Here is a 22462-nt window from a genome sequence, read left to right as displayed (position 1 = left end):
GGATCAATTTAACGGCAGTTCTCAGAGCGTTCGATCATACATGACTGTTGAAATCATAGGGCGTGCCTGCCTGGCACCTGGAGCGCAATCGCCGCAGGCGCTCTTCAAAATTCTCCGTCAAGGCATGTGCACCGTCTCCAGCGTGCCGGGCGACCGCTGGGACTTGGCGCGCTTCTGGCACCCGGTCATGGGAATGCAGGGCAAGACCTATTCCTTTGCCGCCGGCGTTCTCGACACGATCTACGATTTCGACCCGGCCGTGTTCGGCATGTCGCAGCGCGAGGCCATGTATATGGACCCGCAGCAGCGGGTGCTGCTGCAACTCGCCTGGCGCGCGCTGGAGGACGCGAATATCTCGGTCGCGTCGCTCAACGGCGAGAATGTCGGCGTGTATATCGGCGCATCGAGCCTCGATCATGCCAACCTGACGGTCGAGGACCCGGCGGCCGCCGGCCCCTATTTCATGACCGGCAACACGCTGTCGATCGTCTCCAACCGCATCTCGCATGTCTTCGGGCTGAGCGGCCCGAGCATGACGGTCGATACCGCCTGTTCCTCCTCGCTCGTCGCGCTCGACCAGGCGATGCGGGCGCTCAATGCCGGCGAGATCGACACGGCGATCGTCGGCGGGGTCAATATTCTCGCTCATCCGCTTCCCTTCGTCGGCTTCGCCCAGGCGCGCATGCTGTCGCCGGAGGGCCTCTGCCGCGCCTATGACAATGACGGCGCCGGCTATGTCCGCGCCGAGGGCGGCGTCGTCTTCGTGCTGCGGCGCTCCGACCGCGCTCGCCGCGAAAGAGACAGGAGCTATGCGAGGATTGTCGCCTCCGGCGTCAACTCGGCCGGCCGCACCAACGGCATCTCGCTGCCTTCGCGCGAGGCGCAGGCCAATCTGCTGAAGAGCATCTACGACGGCAACGGCATCGACGCCAACCAGGTGGCCTTCGTCGAAGGCCACGGCACCGGCACCAAGGTCGGCGATCCGGCCGAAGTGTGGTCCATCGGCACCGTCATCGGCGCCAAGCGCCGCGCGCCGGTGCCGATCGGCTCCATCAAGTCGAATATCGGCCACACCGAGCCCGCCTCCGGCCTGTTCGGCATGCTGAAGGCGGTGCTGGCGCTCGAGCACAACTACCTTCCGGCATCGCTGCATTTCGACACGCCGAACGAACATATCGATTTCGAGGGCCTCAACGTCCGCGTGACGGCCAATCCGATCGAGCTTCTGAAGAGCAAGCGCACCCGGCTCGCCGGCATCAACTCCTTCGGCTTCGGCGGCGCCAATGCGCATGTCGTCATCAGCGATCCGGATCCGGTCCCGCAGGAAAGGACGCAGGCGGCATCGGCGGGCCACGTGTTCCTTGCCAGCGCCCACACGCAAACGAGCCTCGAGAACCTGCTCAAGGACTACAAGGCGGCCTTGGCGGGCGCTTCCAAGGACGAGACCCGCGCCATCATCGCCGCCTCGGGTGCGAATCGCACCCATATGCGCCACCGTTTTGCGGCGCGCAGCGACCACCCCGAGGATATCGTCCGGGCGATCGCCAGCCAGCTGGAAAATCCCGGTTCCGATATCGGCGAAATCGGCGAGGCGCCGGTCAAGGATGCCAAGGTCGCCTTCGTCTTCTCCGGCAACGGCTCGCAATGGGCCGGCATGGGCGTCGACGCCTTCCGCGAAAACCTGCATTTCCGCCAGTCCTTCACCTCGGTCAGCGCGCTCTTCAAGTTCCACTCGGAAATCGATCTCAAGGACCTTTTGACCGATCCGGAGCTCGACAAGAAGCTCGCCGACACCAAGGTCGCCCAGCCGCTGCTGTTTGCGATCCAGGCTGCGCTTTCCGACTCGCTCGTGGCGATGGGTGTCAAGCCGGCCGCGGTGTTCGGCCACTCGGTCGGCGAGATTGCCGCAGCCTATGCGGCAGGCGCCCTGTCGCTGGTCGATGCCGTATCGATCGTCGCCAAGCGCTCGCTGCATCAGGACCTGCTGGCGGGCCAGGGCACGATGGCGGCCGTGATGCTCGGCGAAGAGGCGGCCAGCGCCTTTGCTGAGGCGCGCGGCCTCAGCGAAGTCTGCGTCGCAGCCGTCAACGCGCATAATTCGGTGACGATTTCCGGGCCGGCGCAGGAGGTCAGTGCCTTCCGCGACGCCGCCCGCAAGGCGAAGATCCCGGTTCAGATCCTCGACATCAACTACCCGTTCCACCATCCGATCATCGACCAGGCGAAAGAGGCGTTCCTCGCCGATATCCCCGATATCGCCCCGCGCCGGACGGAACTGACCTATCTGTCGACGGTCACAGGCAGCGCGCTCGACGGTACCGAGCTCGATCCGGACTATTGGTGGAAGAATGTCCGCGAGCCGGTGCGTTTCCAGGCGGCCACCGATGCGGCGCTCGCGCTCGGCTGCCGGCTGTTCATCGAAATTTCCCCGCGGCCAATCCTCGCCTCCTACGTCAAGGAGACGATCAAGCAGGCGGCGGTTCCGGCAACTGTCGTGCCGACCTTGCTTCGCGATGCCGGCGAGAGGGGTCAGGACCCGATCTCCGCGTCGATGGCGCGGGCGGTCGCCCATGGTGCGGCGGTCGACGGCTTGCGCGTCTATGGCAAGCGCGACGCCTTCATCGAGCTGCCGAGCCTGCCCTTCGAACCGGTCGAACTGCGCCCGCAGGCGACCACCGACGCGACCGACCTTTTCGGTCGCTCCGGCAAGCCCTACCGCCTGACCGGCTGGCGCGGCGACCCCAATAGCGGCAGCTGGAAAAACCATATCGACGGCCATCTTTTCCCGGATCTCGCCGAACATGTCGTCGACGGCAAGGCGATCCTGCCGGGCAGCGGTTTCATCGAGGTGGCGGTCTCCGCCGCGCAGCAATATTACGGCAGCGACGAGGTCGAGATCACCAATCTCGAGATCGTCCGGCCGCTCGAGCTCAGCGACAGCCGGATGATGGAACTCTCGACCATCCTGTCGCCGGAAACCGGCGACATCGAGATCCGGTCGCGCGAGCGCCTGTCGGAGGACGACTGGACGGTGCATGCGGTGGCTAGAAGCCGCAAGCCGATATCCGTTGCCAACGGAACACGGCCCTCCTTCTCCGGTCTCGCCAAGACCGGCACCGTCACTCCGGAAAAGGCCTATGACACGGCCAGGCACTTCGGGCTCGACTACGGTCCACGCTTCCAATTGCTCGCCAAGGCGATCGCGTATGGGGACCGGCTGGTCGATGTCGAGCTGAAGGCTCCGGCCGGGCCGGGGCACCCCCTCGTCACCTACGCGCTCAATCCGATCTCCGTCGACGCGACCTTCCACGGGCTGGTCGCGCTCTTCGACCGCTTCACCGGCGACAAGGGCGGCGCGCCCTATATCCCGGTCCGTTTCGGTTCGGTGCGCGTCGTCAATGCAGGCACGCCGATTGCGCGCGCGACGATCGAGATCGACCGTGTCAGCGCCAATTCGATCAAGGCCCGATTCCACTTCTTCGACGCAAGCGGCAAAGCGATCGCGCATTTCGACGATTGTCGTTTCCGCCGCACCTATCTGCGCAAGCACAAGACGCTCGACGGCCTGTCCTTCCACTACGAGACGGTTCTGTCCAATGTGATCGTGCCGGGCACGACACTTAAAGGCGCGGTGCCCGCGAAGCTGACGGAATCGGTCGCCGAAAGCGGCGTCGACAACGCGACGCTGCTCTTCAACGCGGCGATCTATCGCGCCTGTCATGAAATCGCGCTCAAGCTGGCGCGTGGCAAAGGCGCGGTCCAGGTCGCCGGCCTGCCGGGCGACTTCGCCTTCCAGTGCTTCCTGTCGAACTGCCTCTACGCGCTCGAGGATGCCGGGCTCTGCGAACATCAGGACGACAGCTGGAAAATCGCGCCGGAGTTCACGCTGCCGTCCGTCGAGGAGATCCTCGGCGAACTCTATGGCGAGCGTCCCGACCGCGCCGTCGAAGCGGTGCTGGTCAACAACGCCTATGCGGAAGCGCTGAGCCGCCTCGACCTGTTGCTGGCCAGAGCGGCGGGGAGCGAAACGGCGGCCTTCAACGCCGGCTTCATCAGCGAGGCGACGCTCGATCATCAGGCCGTTCACTCGGTGGCAAGCCGTTCGCGCATGGATCAGGTCCTCGGCATGGTCGAGCGCGCCCTCGCCGCACAGGTTGGCGGCGCGCGCCTGCGGATCGTCGAGTTCGGCAGCGTCTCCGCCGGCTTCACGCGGCGCTTGGCCGATCTGGCGGCACGGCATGGAACGACCCTGTCGGTCCTCGAGCCGCGGGACAATGCGCAACGCAATCTCGAGATCGCTTTCGAGGAAGACGCGCATGTGCGCATTCTGAAGAAGAGCGAATTCGCCGGGATCGGACCCTTCGATCTCGCCGTCAGCGCTTCGGACAACCTTTATCGATTGATCGAAGAGGAAGCCGATGTCCGCACCGCGCTTCGTTCGATGCTGCGGGAAAGCGGCGCGCTGGTTGCCGCCGTCAGTGCTCCGTCGATCTTCGGCGATTTTGCGCTCGGCCTCTCCGACGGCTGGTTCGAACGCAGCCAGACGGCGGAGTTCCCGATCGGCAGGCTCGCCGCGGTATCGCATTGGCAGAAATGTCTGGCCGATCTCGAACTTGACGATGTCAGCGTCGGCGATCGCGAATGCCCGCACGGCAATATAATCCTGATCGAGGCGCGCTGCACCGCGACAGCGCGGCCGATGGCAAGGGAGTCTGGCGTTGGTCCCTATCTGCTGATCGAAAAAGACGCACCGCGCGGCTCCGGTCCTGCCGAGGCCATTCCGGTCGTCGTGTCGGGCGACATGGCTGCCGACGTCGTCGTGCTCGGGGCAGCGCTCGACAGGCTCGGCGAAAAGCCGGTCCGCGCGGTTTTCGTCTCTGCAACGGCAGATCCCGCCGGCGACGCCGACTCCGACTTGCTGCAGACGCAGGTGCTGGCGCTTAGCGCCTTTGCCGAAGCGCTGAAGCAGCGCCTCGCGAACGTGGAGCCGACCGGCGCCGGGCGTCCCCGCCTCGTGCTGGTGGCGCCGGGCGGCGCTCCGGTGGCTCAGACGGCAAGCTCGGGCGTCAATTCGGGACTGTGGACATTCGTCCGCGTGCTGCAGAACGAGTATGAGTTCCTCGACGTCCACGCGCTCGACCTCTCCGAACATTCCGGAGTAACCCGCGAGGAGTTGCTTGCCTCGGCGCTGCCGCTGCTCACCATTGAAGGCTCCAACCGCGAATGGCTGCTCGATCGGGCAGCGGGACTGATTTCGGAAATCCGGGCCGTCGCCGGTCCGGCAGTCAAGACCGAAGGCAAGACCAGCGCTTTCCCGGCTGCGACCATTCGCCAGCGCGTCAGCTCCCAGGTCAGCAGCATCGCCTGGGAAGAAACCGACGTGCCTAGGGCCGGACCGGGTGAGATCGTCGTCTCCGTCGCCGCCACGGGGCTTAACTTCCGCGACGTCATGTGGGCCATGGGCCTGCTGCCGGAAGAGGCGCTCGAAGACGGCTTTGCCGGCGCGACGATCGGCATGGAACTTTCCGGCCATGTGCTCGAAGTGGGCGAGGGCGTCGACGATCTCGCCGTCGGCGATGCGGTGATGGCGATCGCCTCAGCCGCCTTCTCGACGCATGCCGTTGTCTCTCGGGCGGGCGTCGCCAAGCTGCCGCAGACGATCAGCCCGGTGGCCGCCGCCACCCTGCCGGTTGCCTTCCTCACCGCCTATTATGCGATGGTCGAGCTCGGCCGGATTCGGGCGGGCGAGACGATCCTCATTCACGGCGCTGCCGGCGGGGTCGGTCTTGCCGCACTCCAGGTTGCCAAGCTGAAGGGCGCCACGGTCATCGCAACAGCCGGAACCCGCGAGAAGCGGCGGTTCCTGACGATGCTGGGGGCCGACCACGTCTTCGATTCCCGGACGCTCGGCTTCGTCAATGACGTTCGCGCCGTGACCGGCGGCGAAGGGGTGGACCTTGTCCTCAACTCGCTCTTCGCCGAGGCGATGGAGCAGAGTCTCGCCCTCGTCAAACCGTTCGGGCGGTTCTTGGAACTCGGCAAGCGCGACTATTACGCGGACAGCAAGATCGGTCTCAGGCCGTTCCGCCGCAATGTCAGCTATTTCGGCATCGACGCCGACCAGCTCCTCGTCAACCAGCCGGAGCTGACCAAGCGCATCTTCATGGAGATCGGTTCGCTGTTCGACGAGGGCCGGCTGACGCCGCTTCCCTATCGCGCCTTCGATTTCGACGAGATCGGCAATGCCTTCCGGCTAATGCAGAACGCCGGCCATATCGGCAAGATCGTCGTACTGCCGCCGGTCGCCGGCAAGCACGAGATCGCCGCCAAGCCGCGTCGCGGCATGAAGGTCGATCCTGACGGCATGCATCTGGTCGTCGGCGGCATCGGCGGCTTCGGCCTTGTCGCCGCCAATTGGCTTGTCGAGAAGGGCGCCCGCCACATCGCCCTCTGTTCACGCCGCGGCCAGCCGGATGCCGCCACGAACGCGATGGTCGACCGCTGGAAAAAGGCCGGCGTGACGGCATCGCTCCACGCCTGCGACGTAACCGACGCCGCTGCCGTCGAAGCGCTCCTCGCGAACCTTCGGGCGCAGGCGCCGCTGCGCTCGATCGTGCACGCGGCAATGGTGCTCGACGATGCGTTGATCAGCAATCTCAATCGCGAGCGAAACCGACCGGTCATCGAGGTGAAGGCGAAGGGCGCGGCGATGCTCGACCGCCTGACGCGGAAGGATCGGCTCGACAACTTCATCCTGTTCTCCTCCGCGACCACCCTCGTCGGCAATCCGGGCCAGGCGAACTACGTCGCGGCCAACGGCTATCTCGAGGGCCTCGCCCGCGCACGGCGCGCCGAGGGGCTGGCCGGCCTGGCCGTCGGCTTCGGCGCCATCGCCGACGCGGGTTACCTGACGCAGAACGCCGACGTGAACGACCTTCTTTCCAAGCGCATCGGCAAGACGGCGCTCAAGGCGCAGATGGCACTCGACATGGTCGAAAGCCATATCGCCGCCGATCCGGGCAGCGTCGATGCCGCCGTGGTGATGATCTCCGAGATCGACTGGGCGGCGGCACGCAACTTGCCGGTTGCCAAGAACGCCCTCTTCGAGGTGATCCTGCGCAGCGCCGACCAGCACGCCTCCGGCACCGAGGGTACTAAGATGGACCTGGTGGCGATGATCGAGGGCAAGTCGCCGCAGGAGGCCGAGGATATCCTGTTCGATCTGGTGGCCGGCGAGATCGCCGCCATTCTCCGTGTCGCCAAGGATACGGTGACGCGCGGCAAGATCCTGAAGGAAATCGGTCTCGACAGCCTGATGGCGGTCGAGCTCGGCATCAGCTTCCAGCAGAATACCGGCTTCGACATGCCGCTCAGCGGCGTTGCCGACAACACGACCGTCGGCGACGTGGCCCGCAAGCTGTATGAAAAGGTCAGCAAGCGCGATCAGAGCGGCGATGCAGAACCGGCCGACGACAAGCTCGTCACCGAACTGACGCAACGCCATATCGGAGCAGTCAAGGAAAAAGCACTGAGCCAATGAGCAAGGACGGAAACGGCCAGACCTTCTCCAAAATGAACAGCAGCCTAAAGGAGAACCTGCTGGACAGGATGAGGAACACTCATCAATCCTCCGAGCGCAACCGCATGGCGCGCTCGGAGCGGGAGTTGCCGCCTGCCCCGCGCCGCCACCAGGCGCGCTTCGAAGACCTGCCGGAATTTAAGCAGGTGCAGGCGCAGAAGTTCGCGAGCGAGCAGCTCGGCATCGGCAATCCGTTCTATCGGGCGCACCAGACGGCCGCCGGCGCGACGACCGTGATCGACGGCCGCAAGCTCATCAACTTCGCGTCCTACGATTATCTCGGGCTCAACAAACACGCCCACGTGCTCGACAAGGCGCGCGAGACGATCGAAACCTTTGGAATTTCGGCGTCGGCGAGCAGGCTCGTGGCAGGTGAACGACCGGTGCATGTCGAGCTTGAGGAGCGGATCGCGCGCTTCTACGGCGTCGAGGCGGCCGTCTGTTTTGTCAGCGGCTATCTCACCAATGTGGCTGCCATAGGCTGTCTGCTGGGGCCGCAGGACCTCGTCATCCATGACGAATTCATCCATAACAGCGCTCTTGCCGGCATTAAGCTTTCAGGCGCCGCGCGCCGCCTGTTCAAGCACAATGATACGGCCGACCTCGAACATGTGCTGCGCACCGTTTCCGGCGACTATCGCCATGTCATGGTGATCGTCGAAGGCATCTATTCGATGGACGGCGATGTCGCCAACTTGCCTGCACTTCTGAAGCTCAAGGCGGAATTCGGCTTCTGGCTGATGGTGGATGAGGCCCACTCGCTTGGCGTCCTGGGTCGGCGGGGCAAGGGTCTCGCCGAACATTTCGGAGTCGATCCGCACGAGGTCGACATTTGGATGGGAACCCTGTCGAAGACCACGTCGAGCTGCGGCGGCTATATCGCCGGCAGCGCGGCACTGGCGGCCGTCCTCAAGGCGTCGGCCGGCGGGTTCGTCTACAGCGTCGGCCTGGCGCCCGTTCTCGGCGCATCGGCCGTGGCGAGCCTCGATGTGCTCGAAGGGGAGCCGGAGCGTACCGCAGCACTGAGGCGCAACGGCGCCCTGTTCCTGAAACTCGCCAAGGAGGCCGGTCTCGATACGGGCTTGAGCGGCGGTTACTCGGTCGTGCCGGTGATCGTCGGCGATTCGCTCAGGGCGGTACAGCTCTCGAACGATCTGCTCGCCGCCGGCGTCAACGTGCTGCCGATCATCCATCCCGCCGTTCCGGAGGGCATGGCGCGGCTGCGCTTCTTCATCACCAGCGAGCATTCGGAGGAGCAGATCCGCCGCACTGTAGCGCTGACGGCCGAGCGGCTGAACGATCTCATCCAACGGAATTTCGGCCTCGGCGGGGTCGATATCGATCAGATGCTGAAGGCGCTCTCGGCGCGCTAGACATCGTGGCCGCGTCGAGCCGCGGCGCCAGGCAGGTTGCTGCATGACCCATGTGATCATAACCGGCGGCTCCAGCGGAATCGGCCTGGCACTCGCGGCGCTTTATGCGAGCCGCGGCGCGCGGCTGTCGCTCATTGCGCGCTCGCGCAATCTCCTGGAGCTCGCGGCTGAGAAGCTCGTTGCCAAGCATGGCGCTAAGGCCGCCGACATTCACATCGAAACCGCCGATGTCGCGAACGAGGCCGAAATCGACTCGGCGATCGGCCGCTGCGTCGAGGCGCTGGGCCCCTGCGACATTCTCGTGACCTCCGCAGGCATTGTCGAACCGGCGCCGTTTCTGGAAGCGTCGAGCGAGGCCTTCCGCCGCCAGATGGACACGAATTTTTCCGGCACCGTCAACGCGGTACGCGCCGTCTATCCGGACATGGCGCAGCGGGGCAGCGGTCACATCGTGATGATTTCCTCGGGTTCCGGACTTATCGGCATCTACGGCTACACAGCCTATTGCGCGTCGAAATTCGCGCTGCGCGGTTTTGCCGAGGCGTTGCGCAGCGAAGCGCGCTGCCATGGCGTCGACATATCGGTGGGCTTTCCGCCAGATACGGAAACGCCGCAGTTCGAGCGGGAAATCGCGGAGCGCCCGCCGGAGGCAAGCGTGGTGATGGGTGTCGTCCGCCCCTGGAGCGCCGAGGCCGTTGCCAGGAAGATCGCCGACGGCGTCGAAAAAAGACGGTTCGAGATCTATTTCGGCCTCCCGCTTTTCCTCCTCGGGCGCTTCGGCCCCGCCGTTCGGCCGCTGATCAACTGGTGGTTCGACCGGGCGATCGCGCGCTGCCGTGGACGGTGACCGTGGAGATCTCTGCCGCGCTTGTGCCTGCAGTGGTTAGCATTTAAGTGTCGGGCGGAGACCTGCTGGCGAGGTGCGGAAAGGCTCGAAGGTAACGGATTGGCGCTACTTCCCTTTGAATTGCACGACTATCCCGCAGCGTTGACGCTCGGCTGTTACCTGCTGTCCTGCGGGGTGATCTTCTTCACCGACCGCTTCGCCTTGCCCGCACGCGAGCGTCGGAAGAACGCCTCTCCGCATGGCCGCAACCAGGATATCATCGATGCGCTGGCCAGACTGCCAGTGATCGCGCTCGTCTTTGCCGGCTTCTTCGCGATCTCCTGGAGGCCGCTCTACGCGGCTGCCGGCGTAATGAGCTTCTTCATCATCTTCACCGGCATCTCCCGGGCGAAGTTCAAGTTCATCCGCGAGCCGCTGGTCTTCTCCGACATCGCGCTCGTCGCCGACGTGTTCAAATACAAGAGCATTTTCTATGCGACCTCGCTGAACATCCTGTTCTGGATCGTCGCCTTCCTCTACGTGTTCGGCGTCTCGGGTCTCTATATGTATCTCGAGCCGAGCATCCTGCCGGCGCGCGACAAGCTGTTCTGGGTCCTAGTGCTGATCGCGGTCGCCGCCGGGCCCTGGCTTCTGCTGTTCTACGGCCCGGTCAACCGTCCGACGGCCGCTCTCGTGCAGCGGCTGGTGGGCAAGAAGGTCAACGTCAAGATGAGCACGGTGCGCTTCGGCACCTTCGGCTCGGTGGTCTTCCATTTCATCGTCTGGCTTGGGGTCAAGCGCGAGAAGATCGTCGCAGAACTTTCCGAACGCCTTCGCGCCGCCGTCCATGAACTGATCGGCCATGATGAGGCGCCGCTGATCGTCGTCTGGCAATCGGAATCCTTCATCGACATGCGGCATTTCGGCGTCGATACGATCAAGCTGCCGGCGATCGACAGGCTGCGCCAGCAGGCGGTGCAGTGGGGGCGGTTGAGCAATGTTTTCGAGGGTGGCTATACGCTGCGCACCGAATTCGCGGTGTTGAGCGGCCTCGTGCCGGACGATATCCATGTCGATGCGAGCTATCCCTATCTTCGCGCCGCCCATTATGCGGACGTCGTCTGGCCGGGAAAGCTAAAGCGCGCCGGCTGGCGCACGCATTTCATCCATCCCTATGACCGGACCTTCTTCCTGCGCCACAAGGCGATGCCGGTGCTTGGCTTCGACACGCTGACCATGCTCGACGCCTTCGCTCATGATGCCGCGCAAGACGGACTGTATGTTTCCGATGCCGCCCTGACGGCGAGAGTTCTGGAGGAGACGCGGAAGCTCGCCGACGACGAAAGCGGGCTCTTCTTCGTTGCCTCAATGGCCAATCACGGGCCCTGGGAACCCGGCCGCGTCGGAACGCTTACGAACCCGGTCGACATCTACCTGGCGATCCTGGAGCAGTCGGATGCTGCGCTGAGGAAGCTCGTCGACGGTCTCGACAGGCTGGACCGCCCGGTATGGCTCGTCTTCTACGGCGATCACGCCCCGCTTCTTAAGTCCTTCGCCGATCCCTTTCCCGACCCGCGCACGGACTATTTCATCGTGCCGCTTGCCAAGGCGCGTCCGGCAAATCACCGGCCCAAAGCGCCGCAGGACGAGGACCCGTGGAACCTTCTGCGTGCCCTGCTCAAGCACGCCAATCTGCACAGGGACGCGCTGCAATAGCATGACGGCAGGCACCACGATCCAGCAGCAGCCACGGCGGACATTCCTGTTCCTGCAGGGCCCGTCTTCGCCGATCTTCGCCAAGATCGCGACGCGGCTCGAGGCTTTCGGCCATACATGCCTGCGCATCAATCTCAATGCGGGCGACCAGATCTTCTGGCGGCGGGGCGGCGCGCACAACTATCGCGGCTCGCTCGCCGATTGGGGCGCCTATGTGGAATCATTCCTCCGTCGCCAATCCGTCAGCGATCTCGTCCTTCTCGGCGAGGAGCGTCCCTACCATAGAATCGCAATCGCTGCCGCGCGCCATGTTGGGATCGAAGTCTTCGTCGTCGAGATGGGCTATCTCAGGCCCGACTGGCTGACGCTCGAGCGAAGCGGCATGTCGTCCAATTCGCATTTCCCCGTCGATCCGGAACAGATCGTGCAAGCGGCGGCTGGGTTGCCGGAGCCGGACTGGCGGCGGCGGCACACGCAGACCTTCCTGGCCGAAGCGGCCTATGACCTCCTCTACAATCTACCGAATGTCTTCTTCTGGTTTCTTTTTCCGGGTTATCGCCGGCACGCGATCTTTCATCCGCTGGCGGAATACGCCGGCTGGGTAAGACGCCTGGCTGCAAGCAAGCGCCACCAGCAAGCCGCAGACGGGCTGGTCGCCTCGCTCACATCTGCATGCGCGCCTTATTTCGTCTACCCGCTGCAACTCGAGACCGATTTCCAATTGCGGGCGCACTCTCCCTTCAACAGCCAGAAAGAAGCGATTGCCGATATTTTAGCCTCCTTCGCACGCCATGCGCCCGCGACCAACAAGCTCGCCGTCAAGGTGCACCCGCTCGACAACAGCCTTATCCCCTGGCGCCGGATCATTGCCCATCAAGCGGCGGCCCTCGGGGTGGCCGAGCGCGTCATCTATCTCGACGGCGGAAATCTGGATCTGCTGGCGGAAAAGAGCGCCGGCATGGTGACGGTCAACTCGACCGCCGGGCTGCACGCCTTGAAGCAGGGAAAGCCGGTGAAAGTCCTGGGCAGGGCCGTGTTCGACATCGCGGGTTTGACGGACCAGCAGACGCTCGATTCGTTCTGGACAGCACCGCGGCCGCCCGATTCGGAGCTGAGCACGGCAATGTTCCGGCTGATGGCGGCCTCGATCCAGGTTCGCGGCAACTTCTACTCCGACGCCGGGACTGATGCCGGCGCCAAGGCCATCGCCGAGCGGCTGCACCGCAACACCGTCAACCAACCCGGCGCCTTCGTCGATCCGCCGCCCCGGCAAAGACCGGAAAAGAGGGCAGCCGCCTCAGATCAGGCGACGCCGGCGCGCAACAGGTCGTGAATATGCAGGATGCCTTCGGGCATCCCCGCCTCGTCGACGAGGAACAGCACCGTCACCTTGTGCTCCTGCATGAATTCCATGGCGGCGCTCGCCAGCAGGTCTGCCTGGACCACCTTCGGATGATGCGACATGACGTCTTCGACCGGCTGGCCGAGCAGGTCGCCGGCCATGTGCCGGCGCAGGTCGCCGTCGGTGATGACGCCAACGAGCACACCTGCTCCGTCGACGATGCCGACGACGCCGAAGCCTTTCGCCGACATTTCGATGACCGCCTCGCTCATCGGCCGGCCGATGGCAAGCAGCGGCATCTGGTCGGCTTGATGCGCAAGCTCGTGCACGAGCCGCAGCTGGGCGCCGAGCTTGCCGCCTGGATGGAAAGTCTTGAAGTCCTCGGCGGAAAAGCCGCGCCGCTCCAGGAGCGCAATCGCCAGCGCATCGCCGACGGCGAGCTGCAGCATGGCCGAGGTCGTCGGTGCCAGCCCGTGCGGGCAGGCTTCCGGCACTCTTGGAAGCACCAGGGCAATCTCGGAATTGCGCGCCAGGATGCTGTCGCGGTTCGACGAGATCGACACGATCGGCACCTTGAAGCGCTTGGCATAGGTGAGCATGTTGGCGAGTTCCGCCGTCTCGCCCGACCAGGAGAGCAGGATCAGCACGTCATCGGAGGTGACCATGCCGAGATCGCCGTGGCTTGCCTCGGTCGGGTGGACGAAATAGGCGGAGGTGCCGGTCGAGGCCAAGGTGGCGGCGATCTTTCGGCCGATATGGCCGCTCTTGCCGACGCCGGAAACGACGACGCGGCCATGCCCGTCACCAATCAACTCGACGGCACTGACGAGGCTTTGCGCAAAGTTTGCGTCCGCCGCCAGGTGCTCGGCGAGCGCCTTGATGCCGTTCGTCGCCGTCGTCAGCGTCCGGCCGATCGAGTCCAGAATGGCACTAGGGGAATGCCCCTCGGCCTTCACATTTCGCAAGCCCATAATCAAATCCGGTCCAGAAACGACATGACGGCGAGTTCGCCTCTCGCGTCCCCGCTCGGAATATAGAGCCAAATAAGCCCTTTCCTTCCGCAAACCAAGCCTCACTCCGCCGTCTATTGCCCAAACCGGCCACTTTTCGCAGCGCTCACCTCGGCGGACAGGATTTTCCACAGGCGCGTCCGGCGGCAGGAAACGCGCTTTGGCGTGCCCGCCCGTAATAGACTGCTTACGCTCCGCCTTGGATCATGGCTTGCGCAGCGGCGCAGAATCACGCCGCGCCGATCTCCGGTTTGGGCGCAGTCCGGCCGGCCAGCAGGTGCCCTATGGCCGCACGCGCTTCGTCGGCAGAGCCGAAGCGCTTCGCGTCGAGATCCCAGACATGATACTTGACCGCCAGGAACTTGAACCGGTCCTGATCCGGGACCACGACACCAACGGCTTCTCCGCCATATTCGATAACTTGCTTGTTCATGCGAATAACGCTCCTCCACGCAGCGGGCGCGGATATTTTCAATTCTCGGCAATAGGTGAATTCGGCAGGTTCGACAGGTCACATTCGGCAAAGCGTGCGAATGAGACCTTTCACTGTTGCACGACAAAGGGAACGAGAGCCGCAGAAGGCGGCGGTCGAGACGATTCTGGACATGTCACTCTCCTTTGGCTAGGCGCGGCACAGAGCGCCGCGGCGTTTCATGAACAATGTGAGGCGGACTCCTTCCGCGTCACGGTCTGCAAACTAGAATAATCTACCAATTTGGTCAACTACAAAAGCGATATGGCGAAAAATAATTCTTCCCCATTCGCTTCCGCCTGCCCCGTAGACAATCCCGTTGCTCCCCTGCAGGAGCGCTTCCTATCTAGGTAGCGCCGAATCGGCCTGCAAGTGACGATTCGGATAAAGACAGCACTTTCGGACGAAAAAGGGGCAGCCCCTCGAGGCTGCCCCTGACTTGTAGGCGACAGGCGCGGCGGCGTCAGGCCGCCGGCGCGCCGGGCTGCTGCGCGCCGGAACGGCTCGCCTCGCGATCCTTCCACCAACGGCTGAGGAACAGCAGGATCGGTCCGCCGATATAGATCGACGAGGTCGTCGCGACGATGACGCCGAAGATCATCGGCCAAGCGAAGCTGCGCACCGCCTCACCGCCCCAGATCGCCATCGGCACCAGCGAAAGTGCCGTCGCCATCGAGGTGAAGATGCATCGTGCGATCACCTGGTTGATGCTCATGTCGATGAGATCGGAGAACGGCATCGACTTGTACTTGCGCAGGTTCTCGCGCATGCGGTCGTAGACCACGACCTTGTCGTTCACCGAGTAGCCGATCATCGTCAGCAGGGCGGCGATCGCCGTCAGGTTGAAGTCGATCCCCATCAGCGCGAAGAAGCCGACGGTCTTGGTGATATCGAGCAGCAACACGGCGATCGCGCCGACGGCGAAGTGCCATTCGAAGCGGAACCAGATGTAGAGCAGAATCGCCACCATGGCGAGGCCGACGGCGAGAAAGCCCGAACGCGCCAGCTCGCCGCTGACCGTCGGACCGACAACCTCGGTCCGCTCCATCGTCGAGCCCGGGATCGCTTTGGTTACCGCATCCTTGATCTTGCTCAAGGCTGCGGTCTGCTCCTGTTCGCCACCGGGCTGACGCTGGACACGGATGAGCACCGACTGGCCGCCGCCGAAGTCCTGCAGCGCCACCTCGCCGAGATTAAGCTCTTCGAGGCTGTGCCGCAGCGTCGGCAGGTCGATCTTGTCCTTCGACACCGCCTCGACCTGGATGCCGCCGATGAAGTCGATGCCGTAGTTGAGGCCCGGCGTGAAGAACAGGATGACCGAGCTGATCGAGAGGAAGGCCGAGAAACCGATCGCCTGGTAGCGACGCTTCATGAACGAGAAGGTCGGCAGATGCGGCACGCGTCCGAAGAGCGACGGGATCTCCAGCTTCTTCATCTTGCGGCGCACGACGACCTCACGCATTAGCAGGCGCACGACGGTGACCGAGGTGAACATCGAGATGATGATGCCGAGCATCATGGTGACCGCGAAGCCGCGGACCGGACCGCTGCCGAGCCAGAACAGGAGCACCGTGCCGGCGAGCGTGGTGACGTTGGAGTCGAGGATCGTCGCATAGGCCTTGTTGAAGCCGACGTCGAGTGCCTTCATCGCACCGGCGCCCGCTTCCGTCTCTTCTCGGATACGGGCGTTGATGAGGATGTTGGCGTCGACGGCCATGCCGATGCCGAGAATGATACCGGCGATGCCGGGGAGCGTCAGCGTCGAGCCGATCAGCCCGAGAACGCCGATCGTCAGGATGGTGTGGAGCACCAGGCCGACATTGGCGATCATGCCCCAGGCGCCGTAAAGGACGATCATCAGCGTCACGACGAGACCAAAACCGGCAAGGCCCGTATAGAGGCCCATGCGGATCGAATCGCTGCCGAGGTTCGGCCCGACCGAACGCTCCTCGATTATGGTGAGCGGCGCGGGCAGGGCACCGGAGCGCAGCAGCGCCGAGAGGACCGTTGCCTCCTCCACCGTGAAGTTGCCGCTGATCTGGCCGCGGCCGCCGAGGATCGGCTCGTTGATGACCGGCGCCGTCAAGACCTTGCCGTCGAGGACGATGGCAAAGGGACGGCCGACATTTTCGCGCGTGATGTCGGCGAACTGGCGGGCGCCGAGCGAGTCGAAGGCGAAATCCACGACCGGCTGGTTGGTGCGCTGGTCGAAGCCGACCTTCGCATCTTCGAGGCGTTCGCCGGAAATGGCGATACGGCTTTCGACCGGATATTTGTTGCCGTCGTCGGCGCCCGGCAGGATATCGACGCCGCGCGGAGCCGGCTGCGTGATGTCGACCGTCTGGTCGAGCATGTGGAAGCTCATCTGCGCGGTCGAGCCGAGCAGTTCGCGCAGCCGAGTCGGATCCTGGAGGCCCGGCAGCTGCACGAGAATGCGGTTCGAGCCGATGCGCTGGATCAGCGGCTCGGCGACGCCGACCTGGTCGACGCGGTTGCGGATGATTTCAAGGCTCTGCTCGACCGCTTTGGTCATACGGTCGGCAAGGCCTGCTTCGGTCATGGCGAGCGTGATCCCGTCGCCATTCGTCGTCACGTTGAGCTCGGCAGCGGAGCCACCGAAGCCAACGGTGCCGACGGGGGCGGCGAGTTCCTGCAGCTTCGGCAGCACCTTTTCGCGGTCAGCCGGATCCGCGACGTTCACCGTCACACTGTTGCCGCTGATGCGCGCCGAAGAGGCGGAGACGCGCTCGCCGCGCAAAACGCGGCGGGTGTCGTCGAGAAGCGAGTTGAGGCGCGCCTTCTGCAGCCCCGCCCCGTCGACCTCGAGCACGAGGTGCGAACCACCCCGAAGGTCGAGGCCGAGGGTGACCGGCTTGAAGGGAAGCACGGAAGCGAATTGCTCCCGCATGGCCGGCGTCAGAACGCTCGGCACCGCCGCGAGGCATCCGAAGATAATGATCGCGACATAGGCGAGAACCGCCCATCTGGATGTACGCATGTGGAAATTCCAAAAACGCCCGGACGCGCCTTGCGGCACTCATCGGGCTGGGTTTCATCGAGCCGGAGTGGACCTCCGCCGAATTCTCAATCGCAATTCTAGGCCGAGGGCGGTCCGCGGATGCGCTCGCTCTCATGCCAGGCGCCAGGCGCCCCTTCCTTGCGCGGGAAAACGAGGAGCCGAATGTCTTCATAGATCGGCAGGATCGCCGCTTCGGCCGCAAGGACCGCGGCCGGATCGCCGCCGAGCGCTAGCTTGCCGTCGGACCGCTCGCCGACGATGCGCAATTCCGGCAAGGCGACGGCGCGGGAGACCTGGCGGGCGGCGGGGCGATCGGACGATCCGCTGTCTGGCGCGGACACGCTGCCGCTCTGCGCGCCCAGACGACCGGAAACGCCCTGCCCGACGGCGATGACCTGCATGGCAAAGGAAGCGCAGAACAGCCACAGCACGGCAAGAAGCCGGCCGGCCTGCATGTTGCTGCTGCCACCACCCAAGCGGTCCATCGAGGACGCGATCCCTTTCTCTCGGCACCTTGGCGCCCGCGAGATAAATTCAGCCCGATCCCACAAAGCTAGTCGAAGAACATGGCCGGATTCGAGCAGGCGCCCTTAACACCATCCCGTGCCGCAAAAGTCAAATCTGCGCTCGCCTGACACCGGTCAGCCGCCAGCGCCGGCGGTTTTCTCCTGATGGATCTCTATCAGCGACGGACCCGGCCGCGAAGCGGCCGCCGCCAGCGCGCGCGGCAAATCCTGGATATCCGTCAGCCGCTCGGCCGGGACGCCATAGGCCTTGGCGGTCAGCAGGAAATCCGGCGCCGACGGCTTCACGCCTTGTGGGGTGACTCCGGCCTCGACCATGTGGGACTCGATCTCCTGATAGCCGTCATTGTTCCAGACAAGGAAGATCACTCTCGCTCCGGCATCGACCGCCGAGCCGATCTCGGCCAAGGAGAACTGGAAGCCTCCATCGCCGACAAGGCAGACGACCGGCTTCGCGCGGTCGGCAACCGCCGCGCCGATTGCCGCCGGCGGGGCATAGCCGAGCGAGCCATAGCCGGTCGCCGAATTGAACCAGGCGCGCTGCCGCGGCGCGTCGCAATAGAGGTTGCCGGCATAGACTGCTTGGGTCGAATCGCCGACGATCGTGCCGTCCGGAAGGGCCTTGTAGATCAGCTCGATGATACCGACCTCGGCCCGCATCTTCGGCGTCAGTTCTTTCAGGGCCGCCTTGCGCGCCGCATCGGCCCGCGACGCGCCATCCCTGGCGGCGGTGTGGCCGGGTAGAAAGCCCAGAATACCCGCCGTTGCCGCCCTTGCGCCGGAAAGGATCGACAGCGCCGCCTGCGGCCCCCGCGCCAGCTGCGCGGCGTCGATATCGGTGCGGATCAGGTTCTGAAGCGCCGGAAAGCCGCCATCCGCATAGAGGTCGTAGTCGGTCTGGCCCATTTCGGTGCCGAGCGCCAGCACGAGGTCGGCTTCGCGCAGCAAGGCGCGCACGGACTTGAGGCTCGGGCTTGCCGGCACGCGCAGCGGATGGCCGGCCAGCATGCCGCGGGCGTTCACAGTCGTGACCACCGGCGCGCCGATCTGCTCAGCAAGCGCACGCACTTCCGCCTCCGCCGTCAGTGCGCCGCCGCCGCAGAGGATGACGGGGCGCGCGGCTTCGGCACAGAGGATCGCCGCCCTCTGCAGGGTTTCGCTGTCGGAGCGCGGGCGGGTCGCCGCCGCCGGCTTTGTCTCCCGGCTTTCGATCCGCTCGGCCATCACATCGGTCGGGATCTCGATATGCACCGGCCCGGGCCGGCCGGAAAGCAGCACCGCAAAGGCACGGTCGACGACAAGCGGCAGGTCAGCCGGATTGATGAGCGTGTGCGAATAGAGCGCCAGGGTCTTCATCATGCCTTGCTGGTCCGGCAATTCGTGCAGCAGGCCGCGGCCATGCCCCAGCGAGTCGCGCCGGTTGACGCCGGAAATGACGAGCATCGGGATCGAATCCTGCCGCGCCTGCGCCATCGCCGTGATCGTGTTGGTAAGCCCCGGCCCGGTGATGACCAGCGCCACGCCCGGCTTGCCGCTAACGCGTGCATAGCCGTCGGCCATGAAGCCGGCACCCTGCTCGTGGCGCGGCGTCACATGGCGGATCTTCGACGCCGAAAGGCCGCGATAGAGTTCGACCGTGTGAACGCCGGGAATGCCGAACACGACCTCGACGCCATTCGCCTCGAGCAGATCGACGAGCACCTCGCCGACGGTTTTCATTTCGGCACTCATGCGCGGCGCTCCCTTCGATCCGTGCAGCGTTCGGCAAGAGCGGCGATGCGCCGGCACGCCTCGTCGAGCCCCGCATCCGGTACGGTCAGGCTCACCCGGACGAAATCCTGCGCCTGCTCACCGAAGGAGGAGCCCGGCATCACTGCCACGCTTTCCTCCTCGAGCAGCGCCCAGGCGAAGGCTTCGCCCGAGAGACCCGTTCCGGCGACGTCGATCAGCGCGAACATTCCGGCCTCCGGCGGCAGAACCGAGACGCCCGGCGTCCGGGCGAGAGCCAGCGCTATCCGGCCGGCGCGCCGCCTGTAAGCCTCGCGCATCTGGCGCGCCGTGTCGATCTCGTGGGTCAACGCATAGGCGGTCATGTCGGCAATGAAGGGCTGCTGGCCGAAAAGCATCGTTTCCGAAACCGGCAGCAGGCGTTCCGTGAATTCCCCCGGCCCGACGGCCCAGCCGCTGCGGAAGCCGGGAGCGGCATGCGACTTCGAAATGGACGAGACGACCACGGTGCGGTCGGCCAGATCCGGATTGTCGAAGGGCGATGCGAAGACGGCATCGAAAACCAGTTCCTCATAGACCTCGTCGCAGACGATCCAGAGATCGTGGCGGCGCGCCACCTCGCCGATCACTGCGATTTCCGCTTCGGTCAGAACGGCACCGGTCGGGTTGTGCGGCGTGTTCAGAAGCAGGACGCGGCAGTCGGGCGTGACGGCCCGTTCCAGATCTTCCGCCCGCATGTGAAAGCCGTGTTCCGGTTTCAGCGGCACCAGGACCGGATGAGCGCCGGTCGCGCGGATGACGCCTTCGTAGGTGGCGTAGAGCGGATCGCCGACGAGCACGCCGTCGCCGGCTTCGGCCAAGCCCAGCATGACGGCGAAAAGCGCCGTCTGCGTGCCGGGAAAACAGAGAATGTTCGCCGCCGTCACATCGGCACGGCGGCGACGGTATTTTTCTGCAAGCGCGGCGACGATGGCGGGCTCGCCGCGGCCGTTCGAATAGCGGTAGCGCCCGGCATTCATGGCGCGCTGGCACTCGTCGAGCAGGGCACGGTCGGGCGGCAGGTCGGGCTCGCCAATGGTGAGCTCGATGAGATCAGCGCCGCTCGCCTTCAGCTGCCGCGCCCGGATGTGCAGCGACCATTTGCCGGAGCCAAGATCCGCCAGGCGCGAGGTGATCGACGCGTAACGCATGGTGATTTCTCCCGTCTGTTATTGTTCTACCGGCAGGCCGAGCAGCGCCTCGACCGAGGCCATGGCGATGCCGACCAGCTCGCCGTCGCGGAATAGATCGCCGGCAAGACAGCCTTCCACCCACAGCCCGTCGACGAGGCCGTTGACCGCGATCGCGTAGCGGCGGCATTCCTCCGGGCCCGCCGGCCTGCCTTTCGCCGCGAGGAAATCGCTCAACAGAGCCTGGAGCGCGTTGCGAAAGGCGAGATAGCCCTCGCGATGGATTTCGGCGAGCACCGGATCAACGCGCACCTGGCTGATGAAGGCGGCCCAGAGCGAGACGCTGCGGCTGTCGGCGACCGGTTCGGTGAGGTTGATGGCAATGAAGTCCTTGAGCCGCGTCGTCGGGTCGCCCTCGACATTTTTCGCCTTTTCGGTGAGCGAGGCAATGACGGCGCGATAGGCCTCCGCCACCATCTGATCCTTCGAGTCGAAGTAATGGCGGACGAGACCTGCGGTCACGCCGGCGCGGACCGCGATCTGCCGGACCGTCGCGCCCTTGAGCCCGAATTCCGCTATGCAGTCGAGCGTCGCCTCGATCAGTTCCTGGCGGCGCTCGCCTTCCGGAGCGCGGTGAAAGCTGCGGCGGCTCATGGCCGCTCCCATCCGCTCTGCCCGATCGTCGGTGTCTGCCAGACGGTTAGGCTCATTGCGCGGCTCCTGCGGGGGTGTCGTTCTTAGATGAGGCGCCAAAAATTCAGCGGCGACGTTATTATACACTTGAATAATAGCGGCACAAGTGCAACGATGCCTCTCATGAAACAGCGTGACAAGCCCAAGATGCTGCACGAAAAGTCGACCAGGGGAACTGTTTTCATGCCTTCACGAGAAGCTCTGCGATGGACCGGAGACGTCTGTCGATGACGGATGCGGCCCAGGCAATAGAGGTCACCGACCTCCACAAGCGTTTCGGGCCATTGGAAGTGCTGAAGGGTGTGTCGCTCGACGCCCGGCAAGGCGACGTGATCGCCATTATCGGCGGCAGCGGCTCCGGGAAATCAACCTTTCTGCGCTGCATCAATATGCTGGAATTGCCCTCGGCCGGACGGGTCTCCGTCCATGGCGAAGAAATCCGCCTGAAACCGGACGGCAAAGGCGGATTGGTTCCCGCCGACCGCAAGCAGGTGCAGCGCATCCGCACCCAGCTCGGCATGGTCTTCCAGAGCTTCAATCTCTGGCAGCACATGACGATCCTCGAAAACGTCATCGAAGCTCCGGTCCACGTGCTCGGCAAATCCAAAGCCGAGGCAGTGGAGACGGCGGAGAGGTTGCTCAACCGCGTCGGACTATACGAGAAGCGCGACGCCTACCCGGCCTTTCTCTCCGGCGGCCAGCAGCAGCGCGCCGCGATCGCCCGCGCCTTGGCGATCCAGCCGCTGGTCATGCTGTTCGACGAACCGACTTCGGCGCTCGACCCGGAGCTCGTCGGCGAAGTCCTCTCCGTGATCGGCGATCTTGCGCGCGAGAAGCGGACGATGATCCTCGTCACACACGAGATGAAGTTCGCCCGCGACGTCGCCAACCATATCGTCTTCCTGCACAACGGTATCATCGAGGAACAGGGGCCGCCCGAGGCGATCTTCGGCGCGCCGAAATCCGAAAGGCTGAAGAAGTTCATCAGTTCGATTCATTGAATTCAGCAAT

General features: G+C 64.6%; 13 protein-coding genes. 6 read left to right on the top strand and 7 right to left on the bottom strand.

All coding sequences use genetic code 11. The features are described 5' to 3' along the window. The first annotated feature begins 40 nt into the window (after window positions 1–40). From CO664_RS02085 to CO664_RS02065, 5 genes are all read left to right on the top strand, one after another. Window positions 41–7540: a type I polyketide synthase gene (locus CO664_RS02085; protein WP_097537810.1), complete on the top strand. Its 7500-nt coding sequence runs from the start codon at window positions 41–43 to the stop codon at window positions 7538–7540. Further along, entirely contained in the window at window positions 7537–8952 is a 1416-nt protein-coding gene (locus CO664_RS02080; RefSeq protein ID WP_097525633.1) for an aminotransferase class I/II-fold pyridoxal phosphate-dependent enzyme, read from the top strand. Before CO664_RS02085 ends, CO664_RS02080 begins: the two co-directional genes overlap by 4 nt. Window positions 8953–8995: 43 nt before the next feature. Beyond that, a complete protein-coding gene (locus tag CO664_RS02075; protein ID WP_097525632.1) occupies window positions 8996–9799 on the top strand; it encodes an SDR family oxidoreductase in 804 nt (267 codons plus the stop codon). Between the two features lie 99 nt (window positions 9800–9898). Continuing rightward, window positions 9899–11494, top strand: coding sequence for an LTA synthase family protein (locus tag CO664_RS02070; RefSeq protein ID WP_097537809.1), 1596 nt, complete (start codon window positions 9899–9901; stop codon window positions 11492–11494). 1 nt (window position 11495) lies between these two features. Beyond that, complete coding sequence (locus tag CO664_RS02065; protein WP_037425946.1) at window positions 11496–12827, top strand: capsule biosynthesis protein; 1332 nt, start codon at window positions 11496–11498, stop codon at window positions 12825–12827. Here the strand turns inward: CO664_RS02065 and CO664_RS02060 are convergent. From CO664_RS02060 to CO664_RS02030, 7 genes are all read right to left on the bottom strand, one after another. Then, window positions 12797–13807: a KpsF/GutQ family sugar-phosphate isomerase gene (locus CO664_RS02060; protein WP_037425947.1), complete on the bottom strand. Its 1011-nt coding sequence runs from the start codon at window positions 13805–13807 to the stop codon at window positions 12797–12799. The two genes, CO664_RS02065 and CO664_RS02060, sit on opposite strands and share 31 nt — an antisense overlap. A gap of 268 nt (window positions 13808–14075) precedes the next feature. After that, entirely contained in the window at window positions 14076–14279 is a 204-nt protein-coding gene (locus CO664_RS02055; protein ID WP_097537808.1) for a hypothetical protein, read from the bottom strand. 502 nt (window positions 14280–14781) lie between these two features. Next, a complete protein-coding gene (secD, locus tag CO664_RS02050) occupies window positions 14782–17316 on the bottom strand; it encodes a protein translocase subunit SecD (protein ID WP_097537807.1) in 2535 nt (844 codons plus the stop codon). 98 nt (window positions 17317–17414) lie between these two features. Beyond that, window positions 17415–17822 (bottom strand): hypothetical protein, encoded by a 408-nt coding sequence (locus CO664_RS02045; RefSeq protein ID WP_097537806.1) that lies wholly within the window; start codon window positions 17820–17822, stop codon window positions 17415–17417. A gap of 156 nt (window positions 17823–17978) precedes the next feature. Continuing rightward, complete coding sequence (locus CO664_RS02040; RefSeq protein ID WP_097537805.1) at window positions 17979–19592, bottom strand: 5-guanidino-2-oxopentanoate decarboxylase; 1614 nt, start codon at window positions 19590–19592, stop codon at window positions 17979–17981. Further along, on the bottom strand, window positions 19589–20779 hold the full coding sequence (locus CO664_RS02035; RefSeq protein ID WP_037425957.1) for a pyridoxal phosphate-dependent aminotransferase: 1191 nt from the start codon (window positions 20777–20779) through the stop codon (window positions 19589–19591). The genes CO664_RS02040 and CO664_RS02035 overlap by 4 nt, the downstream gene beginning before the upstream one ends. A gap of 18 nt (window positions 20780–20797) precedes the next feature. Continuing rightward, on the bottom strand, window positions 20798–21412 hold the full coding sequence (locus CO664_RS02030) for a TetR family transcriptional regulator C-terminal domain-containing protein (protein ID WP_097525677.1): 615 nt from the start codon (window positions 21410–21412) through the stop codon (window positions 20798–20800). A gap of 266 nt (window positions 21413–21678) precedes the next feature. Here CO664_RS02030 and CO664_RS02025 point away from each other — a divergent pair, with 266 nt between their 5' ends. Further along, window positions 21679–22452, top strand: coding sequence for an ABC transporter ATP-binding protein (locus CO664_RS02025; protein ID WP_097525676.1), 774 nt, complete (start codon window positions 21679–21681; stop codon window positions 22450–22452). Window positions 22453–22462 lie beyond the last annotated feature (10 nt).

The organism is Sinorhizobium sp. NG07B, from assembly GCF_002532005.1.
Taxonomy (GTDB): Bacteria; Pseudomonadota; Alphaproteobacteria; order Rhizobiales; family Rhizobiaceae; genus Sinorhizobium; species Sinorhizobium fredii_C.
Note: the sequence above shows the minus strand (reverse complement) of the source record. Positions and strands in the feature narration are given on the sequence as shown.

Coding starts and splice junctions, on each gene's coding strand:
- CO664_RS02030 (WP_097525677.1), bottom strand. CDS start 21,412: ATGAGCCGCCGCAGCTTTCACCGCGCTCCGGAAGGCGAGCGCCGCCAG.
- CO664_RS02085 (WP_097537810.1), top strand. CDS start 41: ATGACTGTTGAAATCATAGGGCGTGCCTGCCTGGCACCTGGAGCGCAA.
- CO664_RS02040 (WP_097537805.1), bottom strand. CDS start 19,592: ATGAGTGCCGAAATGAAAACCGTCGGCGAGGTGCTCGTCGATCTGCTC.
- CO664_RS02045 (WP_097537806.1), bottom strand. CDS start 17,822: ATGGACCGCTTGGGTGGTGGCAGCAGCAACATGCAGGCCGGCCGGCTT.
- CO664_RS02065 (WP_037425946.1), top strand. CDS start 11,496: ATGACGGCAGGCACCACGATCCAGCAGCAGCCACGGCGGACATTCCTG.
- CO664_RS02035 (WP_037425957.1), bottom strand. CDS start 20,779: ATGCGTTACGCGTCGATCACCTCGCGCCTGGCGGATCTTGGCTCCGGC.
- CO664_RS02075 (WP_097525632.1), top strand. CDS start 8,996: ATGACCCATGTGATCATAACCGGCGGCTCCAGCGGAATCGGCCTGGCA.
- secD (WP_097537807.1), bottom strand. CDS start 17,316: ATGCGTACATCCAGATGGGCGGTTCTCGCCTATGTCGCGATCATTATC.
- CO664_RS02055 (WP_097537808.1), bottom strand. CDS start 14,279: ATGAACAAGCAAGTTATCGAATATGGCGGAGAAGCCGTTGGTGTCGTG.
- CO664_RS02060 (WP_037425947.1), bottom strand. CDS start 13,807: ATGGGCTTGCGAAATGTGAAGGCCGAGGGGCATTCCCCTAGTGCCATT.
- CO664_RS02080 (WP_097525633.1), top strand. CDS start 7,537: ATGAGCAAGGACGGAAACGGCCAGACCTTCTCCAAAATGAACAGCAGC.
- CO664_RS02025 (WP_097525676.1), top strand. CDS start 21,679: ATGACGGATGCGGCCCAGGCAATAGAGGTCACCGACCTCCACAAGCGT.